The 21,408-nt window shown below is 64.4% G+C and carries 24 protein-coding genes; 9 read left to right on the forward strand and 15 right to left on the reverse strand.

The window, feature by feature from the left end; all coding sequences use genetic code 11:
- The first annotated feature begins 89 nt into the window (after positions 1 to 89).
- Positions 90 to 545, forward strand: a complete 456-nt coding sequence (locus E8M84_RS08090) for an MmcB family DNA repair protein (RefSeq protein WP_137110873.1) — start codon at positions 90 to 92, stop codon at positions 543 to 545.
- Positions 546 to 609: 64 nt separating this feature from the next.
- Here E8M84_RS08090 and E8M84_RS08095 read toward each other — a convergent pair whose 3' ends face one another.
- The 3 genes from E8M84_RS08095 to E8M84_RS08105 are packed head-to-tail and all read right to left on the reverse strand — an operon-like array spanning position 610 to position 4,682.
- Positions 610 to 2,814, reverse strand: coding sequence for an RNA degradosome polyphosphate kinase (locus E8M84_RS08095; protein ID WP_137110612.1), 2,205 nt, complete (start codon positions 2,812 to 2,814; stop codon positions 610 to 612).
- Positions 2,815 to 2,859: 45 nt separating this feature from the next.
- Positions 2,860 to 3,525 (reverse strand): chromosomal replication initiator DnaA, encoded by a 666-nt coding sequence (locus tag E8M84_RS08100; protein ID WP_137110613.1) that lies wholly within the window; start codon positions 3,523 to 3,525, stop codon positions 2,860 to 2,862.
- A complete protein-coding gene (locus E8M84_RS08105) occupies positions 3,522 to 4,682 on the reverse strand; it encodes an AI-2E family transporter (RefSeq protein ID WP_137110614.1) in 1,161 nt (386 codons plus the stop codon). Before E8M84_RS08105 ends, E8M84_RS08100 begins: the two co-directional genes overlap by 4 nt.
- Positions 4,683 to 4,904: 222 nt before the next feature.
- On the opposite strand from E8M84_RS08105, the gene E8M84_RS08110 reads away from it, so the two are divergent.
- The 3 genes from E8M84_RS08110 to E8M84_RS08120 are packed head-to-tail and all read left to right on the forward strand — an operon-like array spanning position 4,905 to position 6,368.
- Positions 4,905 to 5,180, forward strand: coding sequence for a PepSY domain-containing protein (locus E8M84_RS08110; RefSeq protein WP_137110615.1), 276 nt, complete (start codon positions 4,905 to 4,907; stop codon positions 5,178 to 5,180).
- Position 5,181: 1 nt separating this feature from the next.
- A complete protein-coding gene (locus tag E8M84_RS08115; protein ID WP_137110616.1) occupies positions 5,182 to 5,835 on the forward strand; it encodes a cytochrome b/b6 domain-containing protein in 654 nt (217 codons plus the stop codon).
- Positions 5,832 to 6,368: a helix-turn-helix transcriptional regulator gene (locus tag E8M84_RS08120; RefSeq protein ID WP_137110617.1), complete on the forward strand. Its 537-nt coding sequence runs from the start codon at positions 5,832 to 5,834 to the stop codon at positions 6,366 to 6,368. The genes E8M84_RS08115 and E8M84_RS08120 overlap by 4 nt, the downstream gene beginning before the upstream one ends.
- A gap of 17 nt (positions 6,369 to 6,385) precedes the next feature.
- On the opposite strand, the gene E8M84_RS08125 is transcribed toward E8M84_RS08120, so the two are convergent.
- From E8M84_RS08125 to E8M84_RS08140, 4 genes are all read right to left on the reverse strand, one after another.
- The gene (locus E8M84_RS08125; RefSeq protein ID WP_346763684.1) at positions 6,386 to 7,165 is read right to left on the reverse strand and encodes a carbohydrate ABC transporter permease; all 780 of its coding nucleotides are present in this window, start codon (positions 7,163 to 7,165) and stop codon (positions 6,386 to 6,388) included.
- Positions 7,162 to 8,010 carry a carbohydrate ABC transporter permease gene (locus tag E8M84_RS08130; RefSeq protein ID WP_137110618.1) on the reverse strand — a complete coding sequence of 283 codons (849 nt, stop codon included), beginning with the start codon at positions 8,008 to 8,010 and terminating at the stop codon, positions 7,162 to 7,164. Before E8M84_RS08130 ends, E8M84_RS08125 begins: the two co-directional genes overlap by 4 nt.
- 55 nt (positions 8,011 to 8,065) lie before the next feature.
- On the reverse strand, positions 8,066 to 8,728 hold the full coding sequence (locus tag E8M84_RS08135; protein WP_137110875.1) for a hemolysin III family protein: 663 nt from the start codon (positions 8,726 to 8,728) through the stop codon (positions 8,066 to 8,068).
- A gap of 85 nt (positions 8,729 to 8,813) precedes the next feature.
- Positions 8,814 to 9,470 carry a ThuA domain-containing protein gene (locus E8M84_RS08140; RefSeq protein WP_137110619.1) on the reverse strand — a complete coding sequence of 219 codons (657 nt, stop codon included), beginning with the start codon at positions 9,468 to 9,470 and terminating at the stop codon, positions 8,814 to 8,816.
- Positions 9,471 to 9,621: 151 nt separating this feature from the next.
- Here E8M84_RS08140 and E8M84_RS08145 point away from each other — a divergent pair, with 151 nt between their 5' ends.
- Genes E8M84_RS08145 through E8M84_RS08155 form a run of 3 tightly spaced genes read left to right on the forward strand, consistent with a single transcriptional unit; the run spans position 9,622 to position 11,289 of the window.
- Positions 9,622 to 10,068, forward strand: a complete 447-nt coding sequence (locus E8M84_RS08145) for a hypothetical protein (RefSeq protein WP_137110620.1) — start codon at positions 9,622 to 9,624, stop codon at positions 10,066 to 10,068.
- 3 nt (positions 10,069 to 10,071) lie between these two features.
- Positions 10,072 to 10,293 carry a helix-turn-helix transcriptional regulator gene (locus E8M84_RS08150; RefSeq protein ID WP_137110621.1) on the forward strand — a complete coding sequence of 74 codons (222 nt, stop codon included), beginning with the start codon at positions 10,072 to 10,074 and terminating at the stop codon, positions 10,291 to 10,293.
- 36 nt (positions 10,294 to 10,329) lie between these two features.
- Positions 10,330 to 11,289 (forward strand): NADP-dependent oxidoreductase, encoded by a 960-nt coding sequence (locus E8M84_RS08155; RefSeq protein ID WP_137110622.1) that lies wholly within the window; start codon positions 10,330 to 10,332, stop codon positions 11,287 to 11,289.
- Here the strand turns inward: E8M84_RS08155 and E8M84_RS08160 are convergent, their stop codons facing one another.
- From E8M84_RS08160 to parE, 7 genes are all read right to left on the reverse strand, one after another.
- The gene (locus tag E8M84_RS08160; protein WP_137110623.1) at positions 11,290 to 12,279 is read right to left on the reverse strand and encodes an aldo/keto reductase; all 990 of its coding nucleotides are present in this window, start codon (positions 12,277 to 12,279) and stop codon (positions 11,290 to 11,292) included.
- A gap of 73 nt (positions 12,280 to 12,352) precedes the next feature.
- Entirely contained in the window at positions 12,353 to 12,997 is a 645-nt protein-coding gene (locus E8M84_RS08165) for a dihydrofolate reductase family protein (RefSeq protein WP_137110624.1), read from the reverse strand.
- A 112-nt stretch (positions 12,998 to 13,109) separates the two neighbouring features.
- Positions 13,110 to 14,447 carry a proline--tRNA ligase gene (gene proS / locus E8M84_RS08170; protein ID WP_137110625.1) on the reverse strand — a complete coding sequence of 446 codons (1,338 nt, stop codon included), beginning with the start codon at positions 14,445 to 14,447 and terminating at the stop codon, positions 13,110 to 13,112.
- Between the two features lie 60 nt (positions 14,448 to 14,507).
- Entirely contained in the window at positions 14,508 to 15,197 is a 690-nt protein-coding gene (locus E8M84_RS08175; RefSeq protein WP_137110626.1) for a DUF1194 domain-containing protein, read from the reverse strand.
- Positions 15,198 to 15,368: 171 nt separating this feature from the next.
- Positions 15,369 to 15,500 (reverse strand): hypothetical protein, encoded by a 132-nt coding sequence (locus E8M84_RS21795; protein ID WP_276607109.1) that lies wholly within the window; start codon positions 15,498 to 15,500, stop codon positions 15,369 to 15,371.
- A gap of 421 nt (positions 15,501 to 15,921) precedes the next feature.
- A complete protein-coding gene (locus E8M84_RS08180; RefSeq protein ID WP_137110627.1) occupies positions 15,922 to 16,650 on the reverse strand; it encodes a hypothetical protein in 729 nt (242 codons plus the stop codon).
- Positions 16,651 to 16,687: 37 nt separating this feature from the next.
- Positions 16,688 to 18,640 (reverse strand): DNA topoisomerase IV subunit B, encoded by a 1,953-nt coding sequence (gene parE, locus E8M84_RS08185; RefSeq protein WP_137110628.1) that lies wholly within the window; start codon positions 18,638 to 18,640, stop codon positions 16,688 to 16,690.
- Positions 18,641 to 18,762: 122 nt separating this feature from the next.
- Here parE and E8M84_RS08190 point away from each other — a divergent pair, with 122 nt between their 5' ends.
- On the forward strand, positions 18,763 to 19,647 hold the full coding sequence (locus tag E8M84_RS08190; RefSeq protein WP_137110629.1) for an NAD(P)-dependent oxidoreductase: 885 nt from the start codon (positions 18,763 to 18,765) through the stop codon (positions 19,645 to 19,647).
- A 133-nt stretch (positions 19,648 to 19,780) separates the two neighbouring features.
- Positions 19,781 to 20,677, forward strand: a complete 897-nt coding sequence (locus E8M84_RS08195; RefSeq protein WP_137110630.1) for an HNH endonuclease — start codon at positions 19,781 to 19,783, stop codon at positions 20,675 to 20,677.
- 35 nt (positions 20,678 to 20,712) lie between these two features.
- On the opposite strand, the gene E8M84_RS08200 is transcribed toward E8M84_RS08195, so the two are convergent.
- Positions 20,713 to 21,372: a glutathione S-transferase family protein gene (locus E8M84_RS08200; protein ID WP_137110631.1), complete on the reverse strand. Its 660-nt coding sequence runs from the start codon at positions 21,370 to 21,372 to the stop codon at positions 20,713 to 20,715.
- Between the last annotated feature and the right edge of the window lie 36 nt (positions 21,373 to 21,408).

Consider the following 21,408-nt stretch of genomic DNA (forward strand, 5'->3'; position numbering starts at 1 on the left):
CGGCGATCCAAGAATTTTCGACGAAAATTCTTGGGCTCGCGCAGGTTCTGGACAGATGTTCACCTTTGGTTCATATTTCCGCCATGGACATGCCGGTCGACCTTGCCGAGATCCTTCCGACCCTGCCGGGGCAACGCCTGCAACGGGGCGTCTGCCGGGGCCTGCGGGCGCTGGATTTCGTCTGCGTCGAGGAGCTGATCCCGACCTCGGGCCTTCGGGTCGACGTGATGGCCTTGGGGCCGAAGGGCGAGGTCTGGGTGGTCGAATGCAAATCGGGCCGGGCGGATTACCGGGCCGACCGCAAGTGGCACGGCTATCTGGATTGGTGCGACCGGTTTTTCTGGGCGGTGGATGCGGATTTCCCGGTGGACCTGTTGCCGGAAGGCACGGGGCTGATCCTGGCCGACGCCTATGATGCCGAGGTGGTGCGGATGGCGCCCGAGACGCCCTTGTCAGGGGCGCGCCGCAAGGTGGTGTTGCGGACCTTCGCGCGGGCTGCGGCGGGGCGGCTGCAGCTGATGCGCGACCCGGGCGCGGGGGTTTGAGGGGCCAAGTTTCTTAAGCAAGAAATTTGTCAAAATCCTTGCTTAAGGATTTTGGCCGCTTGCCTTACCGCGCCGCTGCCGCACCGGCCGCATCGTCATCCTTCACCGGGATCAGCCGGGGCGCGTCCTTGACCCCTGCAGTGCCGCGTCCTGACAGGGACGGGTTCTCCATGAAGAACTGGTGGCAGTTGAACAGGATCCCGTCCGCCGGTCCAAGATCACGGGCATAGCTGCCGTCCGGGGACAGAAGCCAGCTTTGCGCCTCGTCCCGCAGGTTGGCGGCCATGATCTGGCTGAGGATCTGGTTCTTGACCGTCGGGTTCAGCGCCTCGACCAGGGTTTCGACCCGACGCGTCAGGTTGCGGCCCATCCAGTCAGCCGAAGAGAAGAACACCCGCGCCTTCTTGGCAGGCAGGCCATAGCCATTGCCAAAGCAGACGATGCGGGAATGTTCCAGGAAGCGCCCGACGATGGACTTCACGCGGATATTCTCGGACAGGCCCTTTACCCCCGGCCGAAGCCCGCAGATGCCGCGGACGATGAGACTGATCTTCACGCCCGCCTGTGACGCCGCATAGAGCGCGTCGATCACGTCGGGCTCGATGATCGAGTTCATCTTGGCCCAGATTTCCGCCGGACGGCCCGAGCGGGCGTGGTCCGCTTCGGCCGCGATCAGTTCCAAGAGGCGCGGCTTCAGGGTGATCGGGCTGATCGCCAGGTTCTCCAACCCCTCGGGCTGCACATAGCCCGACAGGTAGTTGAAGACCTTGGTCGCGTCGCGGCCGAGGGCTGCGTCGCAGGTGAAGAACGACAGGTCGGTGTAGATGCGGGCCGTGATCGGGTGGTAGTTGCCGGTGCCGTAGTGGGTATAGGTGACCAGATGGTCGCCCTCGCGTCGCACGACGGTGCTGATCTTTGCGTGGGTCTTGTAGTTGACGAAGCCATAGACGACATGGGCGCCAGCGCGTTCCAGTCGGCGGCTTTGCCGGATGTTCGCGGCCTCGTCGAAGCGCGCCTTCAGTTCGACCAGCGCGGTGACGGATTTGCCTGCCTCGGCCGCCTCGCACAGCGCGCTGACGATGGGGCTGTCCCAGGAGGTGCGGTAGAGCGTCTGCTTGATCGCCAGCACATTCGGGTCGGTCGCCGCCTGCTGCAGGAAGCGGATGACCATGTCGAAGGTCTCATACGGGTGATGCAGCAGCATGTCCTTTTGCCGGATCGCGGCGAACATGTCGCCGTCGTGGTCCTGCACCCGTTCCGGCACCCGGGGGGTGAAGGGCGGCCACATCAGGTCCTTGCGCGACGACAGGATCAGTTCCTTCAGGTCCGCGACACCAAGCAGGCCCTTGACCTCGACCACCTCGTCCTCGGTGACGGCCAGTTCCTCCATGATCAGCGCGCGCAGGTCTTCGGGCGCGCCTGCGGACATCTTGAGGCGGATCACCTCGCCCCGGCGGCGGCGTTTCAGGGCGGTCTCGAATTCGCGGACCAGGTCCTCGGCTTCGTCCTCGACTTCCAGGTCGCTGTCACGCAGGACGCGGAAGGTGCAATGGCCGCGGTCGGTATAGCCGGGGAACAGCATGTTGAGGTGCAGAAGCAGCAGCTCTTCCAGCGGAAGGAAGCGATGCTCGCCCTCTTTCCCCGGCAGGGCAATGAAGCGGGCGATCTGCTGCGGGACCGGCAGAAGCGCCTTCAGCTGACGGTGGTCTGTCATCCGCTCCAGCTCCAGCGCAAGGCTGAAGCCGGTGTTGGGGATGAAGGGGAACGGGTGGGCCGGGTCGATGGCGAGCGGCGACAGCACCGGAAAAACGTTCGACAGGAAATACGCTTCCAGATGCTTCAGGTCGCGCGCCGTCAGCTTGGAGCGGGGGACGATGCTGATCCCTTCCGCCTCCATCTCTTTCCGCAGGCGGTTGAAGGTGGTCTGTTGCGTCTGCATCAGGCGGCGGGCATCGGCGTTGATCAGCTGCAACTGTTCCGCCGGGCTGCGACCGTCTTCCGACAGCGTGGCATTCGCGGTGCGCACCAGCGCGCGCAGGCCCGCCACGCGGACCGTATAGAATTCATCCAGGTTGGTGGCCGAGATCGACAGGAAGCGCAGCCGTTCCAGAAGCGGCACGGCGGGGTTCGCCGCCTCTTCCAGAACGCGCCAGTTGAAGGCGAGCCAGCTGAGTTCGCGGTTGAAGAAGCGTCCCGGCCCGGCGGTCTCCGCGAAGGGAAGCTCGACAGGGGTGGGGAAGGGGGATTTGAGGAAATCTGCCTGGGTCATAACGGGCTTATGCCGTGCGGTTCGTGAAGCTATTGTGACAGTCTTTCATTCGGGATCATGCCTGTCCAGCACCTCGCCCGCCAGGGCCCGGGTGATCGGTCGGCCTGCGGCGAGGGCGCGGGCGTCGAGGTCCGCGACCAGCGTCCGCGCTGCACCCACGGATCGGGGCATGCGGCTGACCAGGTAGGGGATCAGGTTCGCAGGCACCGCGACCTGGCGGTCCGTGAACAGCTTGACCAGGACCGCAGACAGCAGCGCATCGTCGGGCGCCTCCAGCCGGGCGATCTGGGTGGCCTGCATCCGGCTGATTAGGTCGGGGAGGTGCAGCCCCCAGTCACGCGGCGGGGTGTGGGCGGTCATCAGCAGTGCCGCGCCGGAGGTCGCGAGGTTGTGCAGGTGGAACAGGGAGGTCTCGGCAGGGCCGATGCGGTCGGCGTCATCGACCACCACGGGACGGCCTGCAAGGGTTGCGACATCGGTCGTGGCGAGGTCCGGGCCTGACAGGAGCACCGCGCCGGAGATCGCCGCCCAGACATGGGCAAGGTGGGTCTTGCCCGCACCTTCCGGGCCGATCAGCAGCAACTTGCGCCCGGGCCAGTCCTGCCAGCCTTCGACCGCCTGCAAGGCGAGCGCGTTCGAGGGCGCGACGAAGAAATCTTCGCGGGTCAGGGCCTCGGGGTTGGGCAGGGTGAAAGCAAGCTGGCGGATCACGCGCCAGGGTCCCGCTTTGCCGGGGCCGATGCGGCGGTCTTGCGTCTGCGACGGGGTTTCGGCGGCTCGGCTGCGCTGGTGAAGCTGGCGGTCGGGGCGGGCACGGCCGCCCGGCCCTGATAGAGCAGGCTGGCCCGGTACTGCTCCATCCCGAAGCGGGCCAGGACGCCGATGGACGCGGCGACGGGCACGGCGATCAGCATGCCGACGAAGCCGAAGACCGTCCCGAAGGCCGACAGCGCAAGCAAGAGCCAGACCGGGTGCAGGCCCACGGATTTGCCGACAAGGCGCGGAGTCAGGATATTGCCCTCGACGAACTGGCCGACGGCAAAGATCGCTGCGATGATGCCGATCTGCACCCAGTCGCCCCAGAACTGGAACAGCGCAAGCCCGATGGCCAGCGCGCCCCCGACCAATGATCCGACGTAAGGGATGAAGGTGATCGCCCCCGCGATGGCACCGACGATCAGGCCGAACTGCAGCCCCGCGGCCATCAGCGCCACGGCATAGAAGGTGCCAAGTGCCAGGCAGACCGAGACCTGTCCGCGGACAAAGCCTGCCAGCACCGCGTCGATTTCCCGCGCAAGGCGCCGGACGGTGGGGGCGTGGTCCAGGGGCAGCATCCCGTCGATCCGGGCCACCATGTCGTCCCAGTCCAGAAGCAGGTAGAAGGCCACCACCGGCACGACGACGATGAAAAGGACGATGGAGATCACGCCAAGGGCCGACGACAACACCCCCTGCGCCAGTTCCGCCCCGCGCGCCTGGATCGCGGTGCCGATCTCGGCCAGGGTCTGGCGGATGGTCGAGGTCGAATCGGCGAGATCGGGAAAGCGTTCCAGCAGGAAGCCCTGCAGCCGCCTGGCGATGTCGGGGGCGGCGTTGACGAGGGCCGTCAGCTGGTTGACCAGCGTCGGGATCACCGCCAGCACCAGAAGCACCACCAGAAGCAGTGCGATCAGCGAGATCACCGCCGTGGCCGTGACGCGGCTGAGGCCCATCCGCTCCAGCCGGTCGGCGATGGGGTCGAGGAAATAGGCGATGGCGCCGCCGACGATGAACGGCAGAAGCACGTCGCCGAGGAACCACAGAAGCACGAAGAACACCAAGGCGGCGATGCCCCAGTAGCGGAACTGGTCGTTGATCGGCAGGGCCATCCTGGGGTTCCTTCGCTTTGCCCCACATATCGCCGCTGCCGCCCGGTCGCGCAAGGGGAAGGGCAGGCGAAAACCCGCTGTCAGCATGCGCTTAAGCCCGGTCCGGTAAGCGGCGCCGGGATAGAGGCCGCCCCGTTTTTTACGCCAGGAAGCGGCGGCCGGGGCACGACGCTTCCGGTCCTGGTCTGCCGGTTCAGGTGGGCCCAAACGAAAGGCAAGACGATGAAAACCAAGCTTCTCTCCATCCTGGCCGTGGCGACCCTGCCGCTGGCTGCCCCGCTGGCCGCCTTCGCGATGCCCGTTGTCGGCGACATGATCGGCACCGAGCCCGAGGCCGCGAAGGCCGCGCTGGAAAAGGCGGGCTGCCCGGTCGATGAATTCGAGGCCGAGGACGGCAAGATCGAGGCCAAGTGCAAGGATGCCGCCACCGGCGCCGCGATGGAGGTCTACATCGACCCCGCGACCGGCAAGGTCACCGACATCAAGTCGGAAGACTGACATGGCCACCCCCCGGACCCTGGCCTCAACGGCCGTTGGCGCTTCGCCCAGCCTCTGGGACCCCGTGGTGCGCCTGACGCATTGGGGTATCGCGGCTTCGGTCCTGACCAACGCGGTGCTGGATGAAGGTGGCAGCCTTCTGCATGTCTCGGTCGGCTGGATCGTGATGGCGCTTCTGGTGCTGCGGCTGGTCTGGGGGGTGCTTGGCCCGGCGGAGGCCCGCTTCTCGGCTTTCCCGCCCAATCCCGTCACCGCCGTGCGCCATCTGCGCCAGCTGGTGGCGGGCCGGGTGCGGCATTACCCGTCGCACAATCCGGCAGGCGCGCTGATGGCCTATGCCTTCTGGGCCACGCTGGCGGTGGTGACGGCGTCGGGCCTGTACCTGACTGGCGGTGCGACACCGATGCAGGTGGCCGAAGAGAAAGCAGCGGTTGCATCCGGCGACTGGTCTGCTTTGATCGCGGAGGGCGGAGGCGAATCCTCGGAGGAGGACAAGAGCCTTCGCCATACGGTCGAGGAGGTACACGAAGTGGCTGCCAACCTGCTGTTGTTGCTTGCGGCGCTGCATATCGCAGGGGTTATTGTGGAAGGCCGCGTCCTGCGGCGCAGCCTGGTCCGGCCGATGCTTCTGGGTGACGTGCGGCGCGGCAAATGAGCGAAAGCCCGGATATCCGGACGGCGGGGCGGCGCCAAACGGCCGCCTTGTCGATCTTCCTGCTGATCCAGACCCTTGGCACGGTGTTCTTCGTCGGCGACGTGATCGGCGACCTGCGTGAGGACCCGGGCTCGGCCCATTTCATCTTCGAGGCGGTGGTAACCGCTGCGCTGGTCTTGGGCATCATCTTCGGCGCCTTCGCTCTGCGCCGCACGATCGAGCTTCTGCGCGCGCAGGACCAGGCCCTTGCCGTGGCACGCGGGGCTCTGTCCGATGTGATCGAGGGCCAGTTCACCGCCTGGGCCCTGACCCCGGCGGAACGCGATGTGGGCCTTCTGGCGCTGAAGGGCCTGGACGTCGCCGAAATCGCCGAGCTGCGGGGGGCCGCCCAGGGCACGGTCCGGGCGCAACTGACGCGGATCTATTCGAAGGCGGGTGTCAGCGGGAGGGCGCAGTTCGCAGCGTTTTTTGTAGAGGATTTGCTGGGGGCGGGGGTGCCTTCCGCCGAGGCTTCGACCGTGAAAGCCGGATAGGGCTGCGGGCCTTTCGTCTACGCCCGCAAGGTGAAGCCCCTTGCCAGGTGCCGCCGGACGAACCAGATCATCGCGACCCCGGGCAGCAGGGACAGGCAGGTCATCGCCATCACCTTGCCGATGTCGGTCTGAAAGCTGAACATCGCCTGGATCGCCATGGTGATCGGCTTGCCCCCGGTCACCGTCAGGATGCGGGCGAAGACGACCTCGACCCAGGAGAAGATGAAGCAGAAGAAGGCCGCGACGCCGATGCCGGGGGCGATCTGCGGGATCAGGTGGCGGAGGAAGAACGAAGGGCCGGAGTGGCCGTCGAGGTAGGCCGTCTCGTCGAACTCGCGGGGGACGGCGCGAATGAAGCTTTCCAGGATCCAGATCGCCACCGGGAGGTTGAACAGGCAGTGCACCAGCGCGATGCCGACGGGAGAGTTCACCAGCCCGAACCGGCTGAACAGGATGAAGATCGGCAGTGACAGGACAACCGGGGGCGTGACCCGGAAGACGAGGATCAGCATCAGGAAATGCCGGTCTCCGGTGAACCGCGTGCGGGCCAGCGCATAGGCGGCGGGCAGGGCGACCGCGATGCAGAGGGCGACGTTCAGGCTGACATAGATGGCAGAGTTGAGCATCGCCGCCCGGAGGTCCGGCGTCGCAAGGACATTTCGGTAGTTCATCAGGCCGATTGTCCCCTTTGCCAGCGTGTCGGTGGGCAGCGTGGCAGTGAAGGACAGGATCACCGCCTGCACCAGGGGCAACAGGATGAACCCGGCCAGCGCCAGCAGGGCAAGGCCGCGCATCATGTCTCACGCTCGCGCGTGGCGGCGACGAAGGCCCAGACGACGGCGAGGACGATCAGGAAGTAGAGCGTCGCGCGGGCGGCGGCCTGGCCGTAGGAGAAGCCCTTGATCTCCTCGCCAAGCTCCAGGGTCAGGAAGCGGGTTGCGTCCTGCGGGCCGCCTGCGTTGATCGCGAAGGCCTCGGTGTAGATCATGAAGCTGTCGACAAAGCGGAGGAGGAAGACGATGGCCAGCGCTCCGGTGATGCGGGGCAGTTCGATGTGGCGAAAGACGGCCCAGCGCGAGGCGCCGTCGATGGCGGCGGCCTGGCGGTAGGCGGGCGGGATCGCCGAAAGGCCTGCGTAGGCGAGCACCACGACCAGCCCAAGCCAATGCCAGGTGTCGACCACAAGGATCAGAACCCAGGTGTGCCAGCCGGTGAATTTCCAGTCGAAGCCGATGGCCGCAAGGCCGGGGCCCAGCAGTCCGGTCTCGGGCTGGATCAGGCCCAGCCACAGCATCGGGATCATGTTCCAGGGCACGACCAGCGGCAGCGCGACCGGCATCAGCCCCCAGACTGCATGGCGCCCATATCCCAGAAGAAGCAGCGCCACCGCGATGCCAAGCGGCACCTGGATCGCCAGGGCGAGGGTGGAGAACAGAAGGCTTCTGCCCAGCGAGGCGAGAAAGCGCTCGGAGCCGAGGATGTCGGCAAACCAGTCGACCCCGACCCAGTGCACATCGGTGAGGGTGAAGATGTCATGGAACCCGTAGTTCAGCACCGCCAGAAGCGGCAGCCCCCCGACCAGGGCAAGCAGCAGAAGGGCGGGGGTGACGAGGAACCAGGCTCGATTATCGTGGGGGCGCATCACCTGCCAGACGACCGCGCCGGGCGGCACAAGTCAACCCCGTCGCCGATGGGAATCAGGCGACGGCGACGGCGATGGCGGCGAAGTGCAGACCGGCGGCGATGGCGACGAACAGGTGCCAGATCGCGTTCTGGAACTGCAGCCGTTCCCAGACATAGAAGCCGACCCCCGCCACATAGGTCACCCCGCCCGCCACCAAGAGCCAGAGTGAGGCCGTAGGCAGGGCGGCAATGACCGGCCCGGCGGCGATGACCCCGACCCAGCCGAGCATGACATAGGCGAGAATCGCCAGCCGGTCATAGCGACCGGGCAGGGCGACCTTGACCAGGATGCCGAGGGCCGCCCCCGTCCAGACCACCGCGCCCAGCGTCCAGGCCCAGGCCGGGCTGTCCAGATGCGGGATCACCGCCGTATAGGTCCCGGCGATCATGACGTAGATCATCGAATGATCAAACCGGCGGAGAAGCCATTTCAGGGCCGAGGGCGGGGTCATGTTGTACGCGAGCGAAAAGCCCCACATCAGGAAGAACCCTGCGGCATAGACCGTCAGCGCAACAAAGGTCCCGGCGCCTGCGTTCTGCAGCCCGTGGAACAGGAGGAGCGGAAAGGCGATCAGCCCGGCCAGCAGCGCCAGCGCATGCACGATACCGTCGGCCAGCAGTTCGGCCAGCGACAGATCGCGCTTGAGGGTGCGGTAGTGGTTGGCGGGCAGGGTCATGGTCATAGTGTTGCAGCGAATTATTGCCAAAGCATGACCTTGCCCTGCCACAATGCAAGTCACCTTTGCCAGAGGTGACGCAGGGTCAGCTCTTGCGCGCCGCCCAGAGAAGCCCGCGCCGCATCAGCTCGGCCGCCGGGCCATGGTCGATCACGTTCTTCTGGTGACCCAGCGCGTTGTAGTAGACCCGCCCCGCGCCATAGCCCTTGGTGAAGACGACCGGCATCGCCACCGGCCCGTTGACCGAATGCGGGCCCTCGACCACCGGGAAATCGCAGACTGCATGCACCTTCACCGCCGGATCGACATGCAGGTAATACTGTTCGGTCTTCACGGTGAAATCGCCCACTCCCGCGACCAGCGGGTCAGTCGAGGTGATCCGTACCCCGTATTCCACCCCGTCGTTGCCCGGATGCGCCACCCATTGCGCGCCGGTCATGAACTGCCAGTCCACATTCTCGCGGAAGGCGTCGCACATGCCGCCATGGCAGCCCGCGATCCCGGTGCCCGCAGCCACCGCCGCGCAGACGTTCAGGGCCTGTTGCTTCTCGATCTTCGACATGGTCCAGACCGGGACAATCAGATCATATGCCTTGACCGCCTCGGCATCGTCAAAGCAGGCGAGGCTGTCGGTCAGGGTGACTTCCATCCCCTCCTCTCGCAGCCAGTCCGCGAACATCGGACCGACCCTCTCGGGCTCGTGCCCCTCCCATCCACCCCAGGTGACCAATGCCCGTGCCATGCTGCCTCCGCTTGTTTGGACCGCAGGCTAGAAAGCCTGCGGCCTGCGGTCAATCCTTGGTATCTGGTATGGAATACCCGACACGGTGTAAAGAATCCTTTACCTTGTGTCTGCATCACTGTACCCACTCCGCAAGACAGGAGGGGTTCTGATGTCGATGGGCGAACGCGAGGCTGTGACCGGCCTCATCACAACGGCAATCGTACTGGCGCTGTTTCTCTGGCGGCTGTCCGGTCAGGATGCGGCGGGTCTCTTTGACGGGCCCGAGGCGCTGCAGACCTGGGCGCGGTCGGTGCTGGTGCTGGTGGCCTGGTCGATCGGCATCGCGATCGTGGTCACCATCGGCTTTCACATCGCCTATGAGCTGATGACCGGCGAAAAGACGGATGACCGCCGCGATGAGCGCGACCGCGACATCGAGCGGCGGGCGCTCACCTGGGCCTGGTATCTTCTGTCCTTCGGCCTTCTGGGCGTGATCGTCGATCTTGCGCTCGGGTCCAGTGCTTTCCGGGCGATGAACCTGGTCCTTGCGCTGTGCGTGCTGTCGGAATTCTTCAAGGACGGCCTGAAGCTGTGGCTTTACCGGCGCGGGGCGTGACGCATGGCAGCCCCGCCCGGACGCATCGAGAACCGCATCCGCCGTCTGCGTTTCGACGCGGGCGAGATGACGCAGAAGGACCTTGCCAACCGCGTGGGTGTCACGCGGCAGACCATCCTTGCCATCGAGAACGGCAAGTACTTCCCGACGCTGGAGCTTGCCTTCCGCATCGCCAGAACCTTCGGCGTCGGGCTGGATGAGGTTTTCACCTATCACGACGAATAGGCAGGGCGCGCAGGCCGGGCCAGAAGGAACAAGGACATGAAAACAGCGATCTACACGGCCTACGGGCCGCCGGACACCATCGGTTTTGTCGAGAGGCCGATCCCGCAGCCCGGTCCGGGCGACGTGCTGGTGCGGGTCCGCGCCGCGCCGGTGACTGCGGGCGACGCGCGGCTTCGGTCTGGTATCGTGCCCCGCGGGTTGGGGCTGATGCTGCGGCTGGCCATCGGTATGCGCCGTCCCCGTGTTGCCCCCGGCTGGGCCTTTGCCGGAGAAGTCGCAGGCGTTGGCTCTGGCGTGACTGGCTTTAAGTCCGGGCAAAGGGTCTTTGGTTTGACCGGGTTCAAGGGTGGCTCGCATCGTGAATTCCTGGTGATCCGCGCCGATGGCCCGCTTTTGCCGCTGCCCGAGACGCTGAGCCTGGAAGAGGGTGCGGCCTTCTTCTTCGGCGGGTTGACCGCGGCGGAGTTCCTGATCGACAAGGCGGGGCTTGCGGCGGGTGAGCGGCTGCTGGTCTGCGGGGCGACCGGGGCGGTCGGCGGGGCGGCGGTGCAGATCGGGCGCCATCTTGGGGCGCGTGTCGCTGCGACTGCCTCACCCGCCAATCACGCAATGGCGCGCAGTCTGGGGGCCGAGGAGGTCACGGATTACCGGGTCGGGCCGCCTGTTGGCCCCCATGACGTGATCCTGGACGTGATGGGCAAGCTGGGATGGGCGGGCGCCCGGGGCCTCCTGGCCCCCGGAGGCCGCTATATCCAGATCACCGCCGACCTCTGGCAGATGCTTGGGGCGAACCTGCGACCCCGGCGGGACGGGCGTCGGATCATCACCGGCACGAACAAGGAGGACCTGGCCTCGATGCAACGTCTGGTCGACATCCACAAGGCAGGGGGCTACACCCCGGCGCTCGGCCCGGTTCTGCCCTTTACTGATCTTGCCCAGGCCCATGCCATCGCCGAAGGCTTCCACAAGCCCGGCAACATCGTGGTGACGATGTAGTCAGAACCGCTGCGGCGCCTCGGGTTTGTTCTGCACCACCTCCTCGATGGCGGCCAGCACGTCGGGCGTCAGTTTCGCCTTGTGGTCCAGCGCCTTGAGGTTGTCGTGCAACTGCTCCAGCCGGGACGCCCCCAGGATCACCGTCGACACCCGCGGGTTTGCCAGACACCACAGCAGCGCGAGGTGGTGGATCGGCATCCCCGCGCCGTCCGCGATCTTGGCCAGCGCCTTCACCTGTTCGACCCGCCGCCGCCCCTTCGGCCCGGCAATGATGTCGCGCAGCCATTCGTAGCCCGGCAAGGCGGCCCGGCTGTCCTGCGGGATACCGTCGTTGTATTTCCCCGTCAGCAGGCCCGAAGCCAGCGGCGACCAGATCGTCGTGCCCAACCCGTAGCTGTCATAGACCGGCGCATAGTCGCGTTCGACCTTGTCGCGTTCAAACAGGTTGTACTGCGGCTGCTCCATAGTCGGCGGGGTCAGCCCGTCGCGCCGCGCCACCAGATGCGCCTCGGTGATCTGCTGACCGGACCATTCCGAAGTGCCCCAATACAGCACCTTGCCCTGCACGATCAGGTTGTGCATCGCGCGCACGGTTTCCTCGATCGGCGTGTCGATGTCGGGCCGGTGGCAGAAGTAGAGGTCCAGATGATCGACCCGCAGCCGCTTCAGCGCGGCATGACAAGCCTCGGTCACATGCTTGGCCGACAGGCCCCGCTGAGTGGGCTTTTCGCCGCCCCAGAACACCTTGGAGGACACGATATAGCTGTCGCGCGACCACCCCAGCTCCTGGATCGCCTGGCCCATGACCAGCTCCGACCGCCCGGCTTCATAGCCTTCCGCATTGTCGAAGAAGTTGATCCCGGCGTCATAGGCGGCGGTCAAGAGGTCCTTGGCGGGGCGCAGGTCCACCTGTTTCGCGAAGGTCACCCAGGAGCCGAAGGAAAACTCCGAAACCTTGAGCCCCGATTTTCCAAGACGACGGTATTCCATGGCGACCTCCATTGACTGCGCAAGGGCGTAGAGGTGACCCGTGGGTGGCAAAGGTCAAGGGCCAAAGGCGCGGTCAGGCCCGCCCGATGACGATGTGATCGGCCCCTTCGCCCGCCACGCGACGGGTCACTGCATAGCCCAGTGCGGGCAGGTCGAGATCGGCGAAGACCGCCTCGCCCTGGCCCAGCAGGACTGGAGAGATCGCGAAATGGGCCTCGTCGATGTGGCGGCCGCGGAACCCCTCGCGCAGGGTGGCAACCCCACCGCCAAGCCGCACGTCCTTGCCCCCTGCGGCGGCCTTGGCGCGGGTCAGGGCGTCGTCCAGGCCGTCGGTGACGAAGTGGAACGTGGTGTCTGCCAGACGCAAGTCGGGGCGCATATGGTTCGTCAACACGAAGACCGGGCAGTGATAGGGCGGCTCATTGCCCCACCAGCCCTGCCAGTCGTAATTCGGCCAGGGCCCCCGGATCGGCCCGAACATGTTGCGCCCCAGGACCCAGGCGCCGATGTTCTCGAACCCCTTCGCCGCGAAGCCATTGTCGATGCTGTCCGCCTCGCCCCCGCCCGCGCCGTGCATGTCCTGAAAGCTCTTGGTCTTGAACACCCAGTTGTGCAGCGCCATCCCGCCTTGGCCCAGCGGGTCCTGCAGCGACTGCTCCGGCCCCGCGCCGTAGCCGTCGACAGAGATGGAAAAGCAGCGGACGACGAGCTTTGACATGGCATCCTCCGTTCCGCCACACCTTAACGGGCGTAGATGCTCAGGTCACCAGAAACTCGAAGAGCTTCGCAGAACGCGTGGGTCGCGGTCCAGTGAACCGCGACCCGCAAGCTCACCGCCCGGCGTAGATCTGGGCGATCCGGTCGACGGCGGCCTCGGGGCTCAACTCTTCGCTTTCGCCGGTGCGGCGGCTGGTCAGTTCCACGATCCCGTTCGCCAGACCGCGCGGGCCGACGGTGATCCGCCAGGGCAGGCCGATCAGGTCCATCGTGGCGAACTTCGCCCCGGCGCGTTCGTCGCGGTCGTCATAGAGCGCCTCTAGCCCCTTGGCGGCCAGAGCCTTGTAAAGCCCGTCGCAGGCCGCGTCCGCAGCCGAGTCGCCCTGCTTCAGGTTCACGATCCCGACCGGGAAGGGCGTGACCCCTTCCGGCCAGATGATCCCCTTGTCGTCGTGGCTGGCCTCGATGATCGCGCCCAGAAGGCGGCTGACGCCGATCCCGTGCGAGCCCATCTCGACCGGAACCTTGGTGCCCTCGGCGGTGGTGACCTCGGCCCCCATCGACGCCGAATACTTGGTGCCGAAGTAGAAGATCTGCCCCACCTCGATGCCTCGACCGACCTTGCGGTGCGCCTCTGGCACCTGATCGAAGATCGCCTGGTCGTGGGTCTCATCCGTGCGGGCGTAGAGCGTGGTGAACTCCTTGCACACATCGGCCACCTGCGTGCGGTCGTCGTAGTCGATGTCACGCTGGCCAAGTTTGAGGGCGGTCACGCGGTCGTCGTAGAACACCTCGCTCTCGCCCGTCTGCGCCAGCACCAGGAATTCATGCGTATTGTCCCCACCGATGGGACCCGAGGCCGCGCGCATCGGGATCGCGGTCAGGCCCATGCGTTCATAGGTCCGCAGGTAGCTGACCATGTGACGGTTGTAGGCGTGCAGCGCGGCCTCACGGTCGACGTCGAAGTTGTAGCCGTCCTTCATCAGGAACTCGCGCCCCCGCATCACGCCGAACCGAGGCCGCATCTCGTCGCGGAACTTCCACTGGATGTGGTAGAGCGTGAGGGGCAGGTCCTTGTAGCTGTTCACGTGGGACCGGAAGATGTCGGTGATCATTTCCTCGTTCGTTGGGCCATACAGCATCTCGCGCTCTTGCCGGTCCTTGATCCGCAGCATTTCCTGGCCGTAGTCGTCGTAGCGGCCGCTTTCGCGCCAGAGGTCGGCAGGCTGCAGGGTCGGCATCAACAGGGGAATGTGCCCCGCGCGGATCTGTTCCTGGTTCACAATCTCTTCGATCCGGCGCAGGACCCGCAGGCCGAGCGGCAGCCAGGAATAGATCCCCGCCGCCTGCTGTTTGATCATGCCCGCGCGCAGCATGTAGCGGTGGCTGACGATCTGCGCCTCGGCGGGATTTTCCTTGAGGACGGGGAGGAAGTAGCGGGAAAGACGCATGTTGGCCTGCCTTGGAAAGGGACTTGGGTTTCCTAGCGGGTCGTGGCCATGCAGGCAAGGTCAGGGCGCTGCGGTAAGGTCGGCGGCGCCAAGCGGTGTGCCTGCGATTTCCAGGATCAGCTTGCGGCGCAGAGCGGTGACGAAGTCGGCGCGGCCGAGGGCGGGGATGGCGAAGGCGCCGGGGCCGCCGATGATGCGGGATTCGTATTCCTGGAGGAGCGGGTCGTCCGGGCCGCCGTCGAGGATGGGGAGGCCGTTGATGACGATCCCGGCGGCGACGACTTCCTGACGGGCTTCCTCGATGCCGACGCCCGAGAAGTTGCCGGTGCTGTCGCCGGAGAAGTCGATGACCTGGCGGAGGGAGGTGATCTGATTGGCCTCGATCACCCGCTTGCCTTCCAGAAGGGCGTTGCCGATGGCGTTCCTTCCCGTCGCAAGCCGGGGCGGGCCGAGGAGAGCGGCCGCGAAGGCCTCCGCCGTCTCGGGGCTGTCGATGACGGTCCAGTCGACGACGGTGGCCTGGTTGGCGGCCCATTCGATGTAGGTGACGGCGATGGAGCCGGTGAGGGTGTTCGAGATCGCGGAAAGGACGGCGGGGTCGGTGATCGCGGTGGCGGTGCTTTCCCTTTGGAAGTCGATCTCATCCTGGGTGATCGAGCCGGAGGCGTCGGCGAGGAGGACGAGTTCGAGGTCCACCTCCTGGGCGTGGAGGGGGGTCATGAGGAGGAGGAGGGCGATCAGCTTCCGCATCATCTTGGATATGGGGCGGGGGTGGGATGCGGCAAGTGTCCACGGTGGACAATCCGGGATTGTCCTTTGGTTGCAAGGGGTTGGTCGTGGGCGTTAACCGGGTGGTAAGGTTTGCGGTTGGGCGGGCGGAGTCGGTCTGAAACCCGACCTACTTCGCACCATCCGCGCGGGCTATTTGACCTTCTTGCCCGCGATGACCATGCCGTCTTTGTTCAGCCCCGAGTTCGCGGTGGCCAGCACCTTGGGGGCTTCCTTCTTGGGCTTCTTGGCCTCTTTGTTGCCTTTGCTTCTGTCCTTGGACATCGGAGTGTTCCTTGTCTGCCCGGAGTAGGCTGCCGCCAGAGGCTGACGGGCGTCAGCGCGCGGCATCAGGGGCGCACCGCTTGCGCGGGGACGGAGCCTGTAGGGGAAAGGTGGGGGGCGGGGGGAGGGAATGCAAGGGTTGGGGGAGTGGTTTGGCGGGGGGAGTCGGGGTGGACCCCGATCTACGCGATGTCTGTCATCCCCGCGAAGGCGGGGATCCAGATGCACCACCTCAACATGAATCCCCGCCTTCGCGGGGATGACAATTGGGGAGCAACGCCGCGGTGCATAGCTGACCGAGAGGTGGACCTTGTAGGGTGCGTGATCTCGCGCACCATCCGGTGGCGGAATTGGTGCGTGCGAGCACGCAGCCTACGCTTGGTTTCGCGCATTAGTGGGTTGGAAACCCACCCTACGCATGCTAGATCCCCGGGCATCCGTCGATCAAAGCAGCCATTTGCTGCGCCCGCGATTTTGTTTGAGGACCGTTGACTTGGACTGCCAAGAGGAACTTGCAAAGGCTTTCCTTATTCTGCTTTAAGCTTGCAACGGGGAATGTTGCAAGTACGAGGAGCGAATTCATCACTCCACTCTCAAATAGAGCTTCGTTCGGAAATCCATTTACTAGTGGCCAGTTCTCGGATCCAATAAAGGAACTAGCAGTGTCGATGATTGATGTAACCATTTCAGGGTCTTGAGTCCAGCCAGTTCGAATTGCCTCGAAAGCAGCGACCCGGGTATCCTTCTTCACATCGAAAAGCTGCGAGGAAAGTATCTTTCGCTGAACTTCAATTGCTGTTTGTGCAGCTTGAGCGCTGGCTTTGTCTCCAGAGTTTTGTGACTGAGCCACAACTAGGGGTAAAATCGTTCCACCAAGTGTTGGAGCAGAAACCTTGATGGTCTCAATCGCTAGATTCTTTCGGAGCTCATTGTTTCCAACCAAATCGTCAAACAAGCCCGTTACCAGCTCACCTTCAGCTAAATTGAGGCTTCTATTGTCGATAGTTTGCGAAAAGGCACTGTCTGCCTGATCTTTCTGAAACTTTAAGAAGTCAAAATATATCCCGGTGAAGTAACCCGCTGTTCCAATAAGAATGGTAAACAAGATATCTGTTGCTTTAATCTGCAGGTCGTTGGAAAAACCAAACATTCTAAACCTCCGGACTAATTTGAAGGAGAACTACATATCACACATCCAACTCCTCCACAAACCGAGCGTTTTCCTGGATGTACTGGAACCGCAGCTCCGGCTTCTTGCCCATCAGGCGCTCCACGAGGTCGGAGGTGTCCCCCGGTTCGTCCTCATCAATCGACACCCGGATCAGCTTGCGGGTTGCAGGGTTCATCGTGGTGTCCTTCAGGTCCTTGGCGTCCATCTCTCCCAGCCCCTTGAAGCGCTGGACGTCGATTTTCCCTTTGCCGCCCAGACCTTTGGCGAGCCAAAGCTCTTTCTCGGCATCGTCGGCGACGTACATCCTCCGTGCGCCTTGGGTCAGGCGGTACAGGGGCGGGCAGGCGAGGTAGAGGTGGCCCTTGTCGATCAGGGGGCGCATCTGGGTGAAGAAGAAAGTCATCAAGAGGCTGGCGATGTGCGCGCCGTCGACGTCGGCGTCGGTCATGATGATGATCTTTTCATAGCGCAGATCGTCCAGCTTGAAGCGGGTGCCCATGCCGGTGCCAAGCGCCTCACAAAGATCGCGGATTTCGGCGTTCTCGTTCAGCTTGGCAGAGGCAGCACCAAGGACGTTCAGGATCTTGCCCTTGAGGGGGAGGAGGGCCTGCGTCTCGCGGCTTCTCGCGCCCTTCGCTGACCCCCCAGCCGAGTCGCCTTCGACGATGAACAGCTCGGTATTGTCGCGGGTCTTGGAGGAGCAGTCGGTCAGCTTGCCGGGCAGGCGCAGTTTCTTGGTGGCGGTCTTGCGTTGGGTTTCCTTCTCCTCACGCCGACGCAGGCGTTCTTCGGCGCGGAGGACGAGGAAGTCGAGGATCGCGCCCGCTGATTTCGGGTCGGCGGCGAGCCAAGTGTCGAAATGGTCGCGGACGGCATTTTCGACCCATTTGGCGGCTTCCTCGGTCGAAAGCCGGTCCTTGGTCTGGCCGACGAACTGCGGCTCGCGGATGAAGATCGACAGAAGCGCGCAGCCGCCGGTGAGAAGGTCTTCGCGGGTGATCTGCTCGGCCTTGCGGTTCTTGACGCGTTCCCCGTAGGCGCGGATGCCTTTCAGGATCGCGGCCCAGAACCCGGCCTCATGCGTGCCGCCTTCCGGCGTGGGGACGGTGTTGCAGTAGGAATGCAGGTAGCCGTCCTGCGCGGGGGTCCAGTTGATCGCCCATTCGACGGAGCCGGGGACCTGGTATTTCTCCTCGAAGCTGACCCGCCCGGCGAAGGGGCGTTCGGCGTAGGTGGTGACCTTCTTGAGGCTGTCGTTCAGGAAGTCGGCAAGGCCGCCGGGGAAGTGGAAAGTGGCTTCCTGCGGCGTGTCACCGTCGGGGATGGCGGATTTCCAGCGGATTTCCACGCCCGAGAAGAGGTAGGCCTTGGACCGCGCCATCTTGAAGAGGCGGGCGGGTTTCAGGGTCTGGGAGCCGAAGATCTCGGGGTCGGGGTGGAAGGTGAACCAGGTGCCGCGACGGTTCTGGATGGGGCCGAGTTTCTGGATGGGGCCGAGGGGGATGCCGCGCGAGAAGCTTTGTTCGTAGAGTTCCTTGTTCAGGGCGACCTGGACGGTGAGGGCATCGGACAGGGCGTTGACCACGGAAGAGCCGACGCCGTTCAGGCCGCCCGAGGTGGAATAGGCCTTGGCGTTGAACTTGCCCCCGGCGTGGAGGGTGCAGAGGATCACCTCCAGCGCGGATTTGCCGGGGAATTTGGGGTGCGGGTCGACGGGGATGCCGCGCCCGTTGTCGCGCACGGTGACGGAGTTGTCGGCGTGGAGTTCGAGTTCGATGCGGTTGGCGTGGCCTGCCACCGCCTCGTCCATCGCGTTGTCGAGGATTTCGGCGACCATGTGGTGCAGCGCCCGTTCGTCAGTGCCGCCGATGTACATGCCGGGGCGTTTGCGGACGGGTTCCAGGCCTTCGAGGACCTCGATCGAGGAGGCGTCATAGGTCGAGGCGCCGGAGAGGAGGTCGTTGGACATGGGATCACCTGTTCAAATGCGCAGGCATTAGAGCATTGATGGGGCAAGGGGCGCAAGATGTGGGGGGTGGTCTGGGGCGGCGGGGCGGCCTAGGTTGTGGGGTAACAGAGGAGGAATTGGCGATGCGGGTACTGTTCACGGGCGGGTCGGGCAAGGCGGGCAAGCATGTGGTGCCCTATCTGGTGGCGCAGGGGCACAAGGTGATGAACTTCGACCGGGTGCCGTTGGGGTTGCCGGGGGTGCATGACCTGACGGGGGATATCTGCGACGCGGGGCAGGTCTATTCCGCGATGCGGACCCATGCGGGGTATGAGGAGATGGAGGACGGGGCGGCGCAGCTGTTCGACGCGGTGGTGCATTTCGCTGCCGTGCCCCGCTACGGGATGGTGCCGGATACCGAGTGCTACCGGGTGAACACGGTGGGGACCTACAATGTGCTGGAAGCGGCGCTGAAGATGGGGATCCGGAAGGTCATCATCGCGTCGTCGGAGACGACCTACGGGGTGTGCTTCAGTGACGGCGTGGTGGACCCGAAGGTGCTGCCGCTGGAGGAAGACTACGACATCGACCCGATGGACAGCTACGGCATGTCGAAGAAGGTGAACGAGGTCACGGCGCGGAGTTTCCAGCGGCGGTTCGGGGCGGATGTCTATGCCTTACGGATCGGGAATGTGATCGAGCCGCATGAATATGCGACCCTATTCCCGCCCTTGGCGCAGGACCCGGGGCTGCGGCGGCGGATCACATTCAGCTACATCGACGCGCGGGACCTGGGGCAGATCGTGGACCTGTGTTTGAAGAAGGACGGGTTGGGGTTCCAGGTGTTCAACGCGGTGAACGACGAGAACGCGGTGCCACAGCCGAATTCGGAGCTTTTGCCGCGGTTCTTCCCGAACGTGCCCCTGTCGCGGCCGGTCGGGGAAAGGGAGGGGCTTCTGTCCAACCGGAAGATCCGGGAGGTGCTGGGGTTTGTTGAGCAGCATCCGTGGCAGAAGTATGTGAAGTAGGCTGGCGGCGGACCGGGGGTTTCACACTCCCGGACCCCCGTGGAGTATTTCTGAAAAGAGCAAGGTGATTTGGGAATGGCGCGTTAGAGTAATGAGGTATTCACATCAAGCATTTGGTGGGAAAAAGGGGCATATGCGACTGTCAATCAAAGAACCTGTCCCGCAACTGTTCGAAGCTTGGGAACTGTTGAGCCAAGCTGCGGATGCGCATCTATCCGGTGAACTGAAGTCCGCAGAAGCGCTCATTCATGAGGCAAACAATCCGGCTCTGTGGGCGTGGCTCTATCCGGAATGGGAGAAATGCCACCTGAATGTCATCGACAAGTTGCCGCATGGCGACACGACTCCCGTGCCCAAGTCGGAGCGTGACACTAAGCGCTTCCTAACCTCAAGCGACAAGGTGGCGCTACTGAAGAGAGATGGTTACCGGTGTCGCTACTGTGGTTGCCCGGTCATAAGTCCTGAGGTCAGAAAACTGATTTGCAGACTCTATCCCGCAGCAGCACCCTGGGATGAAAATAGCCCGACGAATCGACACATGGGGCTGCAGGCTCTTTGGTTGCAGTTCGACCATGTCGTTCCTTATTCACATGGAGGGTGCTCCGACGTTCAGAACTCGGTCGTTAGTTGCGCGCTGTGCAATTTTGGCAAGGACAAATACACATTGCTGCAACTTGGACTTGAAGACCCGAGATTGCGGGAGGTGGTCCAGGTAAACTGGGACGGCCTTAATCGGCTGCTCGCAGTCGCAACTCCGCCAACAAAACTGAAGTTTCCCACGCCGACCGGAAGCTTGACAGTGAACCCGGTAAGGCCCATCGGCACCTATTTCATTCCAGGTGCACACATCAGCGCGGGTTATCTTTTCACACCGCCTATCGCTGGCAAGGAGCGTTGGTTCAAGCTTGGACCCGAGGTCGAAGCGACGCAGGCAGATCGGCGCGGGGCGGTAGGGTGCGTGTTGAAATGTGCGCCCAACCTATTGATCCGTCGCGGACTTTCGCCGGATCAATTTGCTGACGTGCCGTGAGGAAGCGCGGCGAACTGCGCTCGGGCGTTAAACGCTCACGCCGGTTCCGCCATCCTTGCCGCCCACATCTTCTGGAAGGCCGGGCGCGACTGGCAGCGCTCCAGCCAGGCTTTCACCGCCGGGAACTCTCCCAGCAGCGTCGGGTGGCCCTGAGCGTAGCGCAGACACTCGGCCAGGTTCAGGTCTGCCACGGTGAAGCGGTCCCCCACCAGATACGGATGCGCTGACAGATGCGCCTCCAGCCGCTTCAGCGGGCGGCGGAGTTTTTCGGCGTTGATCGCGATGGCGCCCTGGCCTTCGGGGGTCTTGTCGCCGCCGGCGCCGACGACGTTAAGGATTTCCAGCGCGGGGGTTTCGACGGCGGTGACGGCGAGGAGGGTCCACTGGTCGATCAGCGCAGCTTCGGCCGGGGTCTGTGGCCCGAGCATGCCGCCACGGGTGCGGGCGATGTGGTTGGTGATCGACAGCGATTCCGTCAGCACAAGGTTGCCCTCGACATAGGCCGGGATCTGGCCCTGCGGGTTCACTTTCAGGAACGCGGGCGAGGCGGTGTTCAGGGGCGCATCGGGCGCGCTGGCTTGCGGCAGGCGGTAGGCCTGGATGACGGGGACGTGGTCGAACGTCTCGCCCAGTTCATAGAGCAGCCAGATCGGACGCGAGGCGCGGCTGCGGAAGACGCCGTAGAGGGTGGGCATGGGGGACTCCATGAATGACCGGTATCCAGCCTATGC

Source organism: Rhodobacter sp. SY28-1, from assembly GCF_005222785.1.
Taxonomy (GTDB): domain Bacteria; phylum Pseudomonadota; class Alphaproteobacteria; order Rhodobacterales; family Rhodobacteraceae; genus Tabrizicola.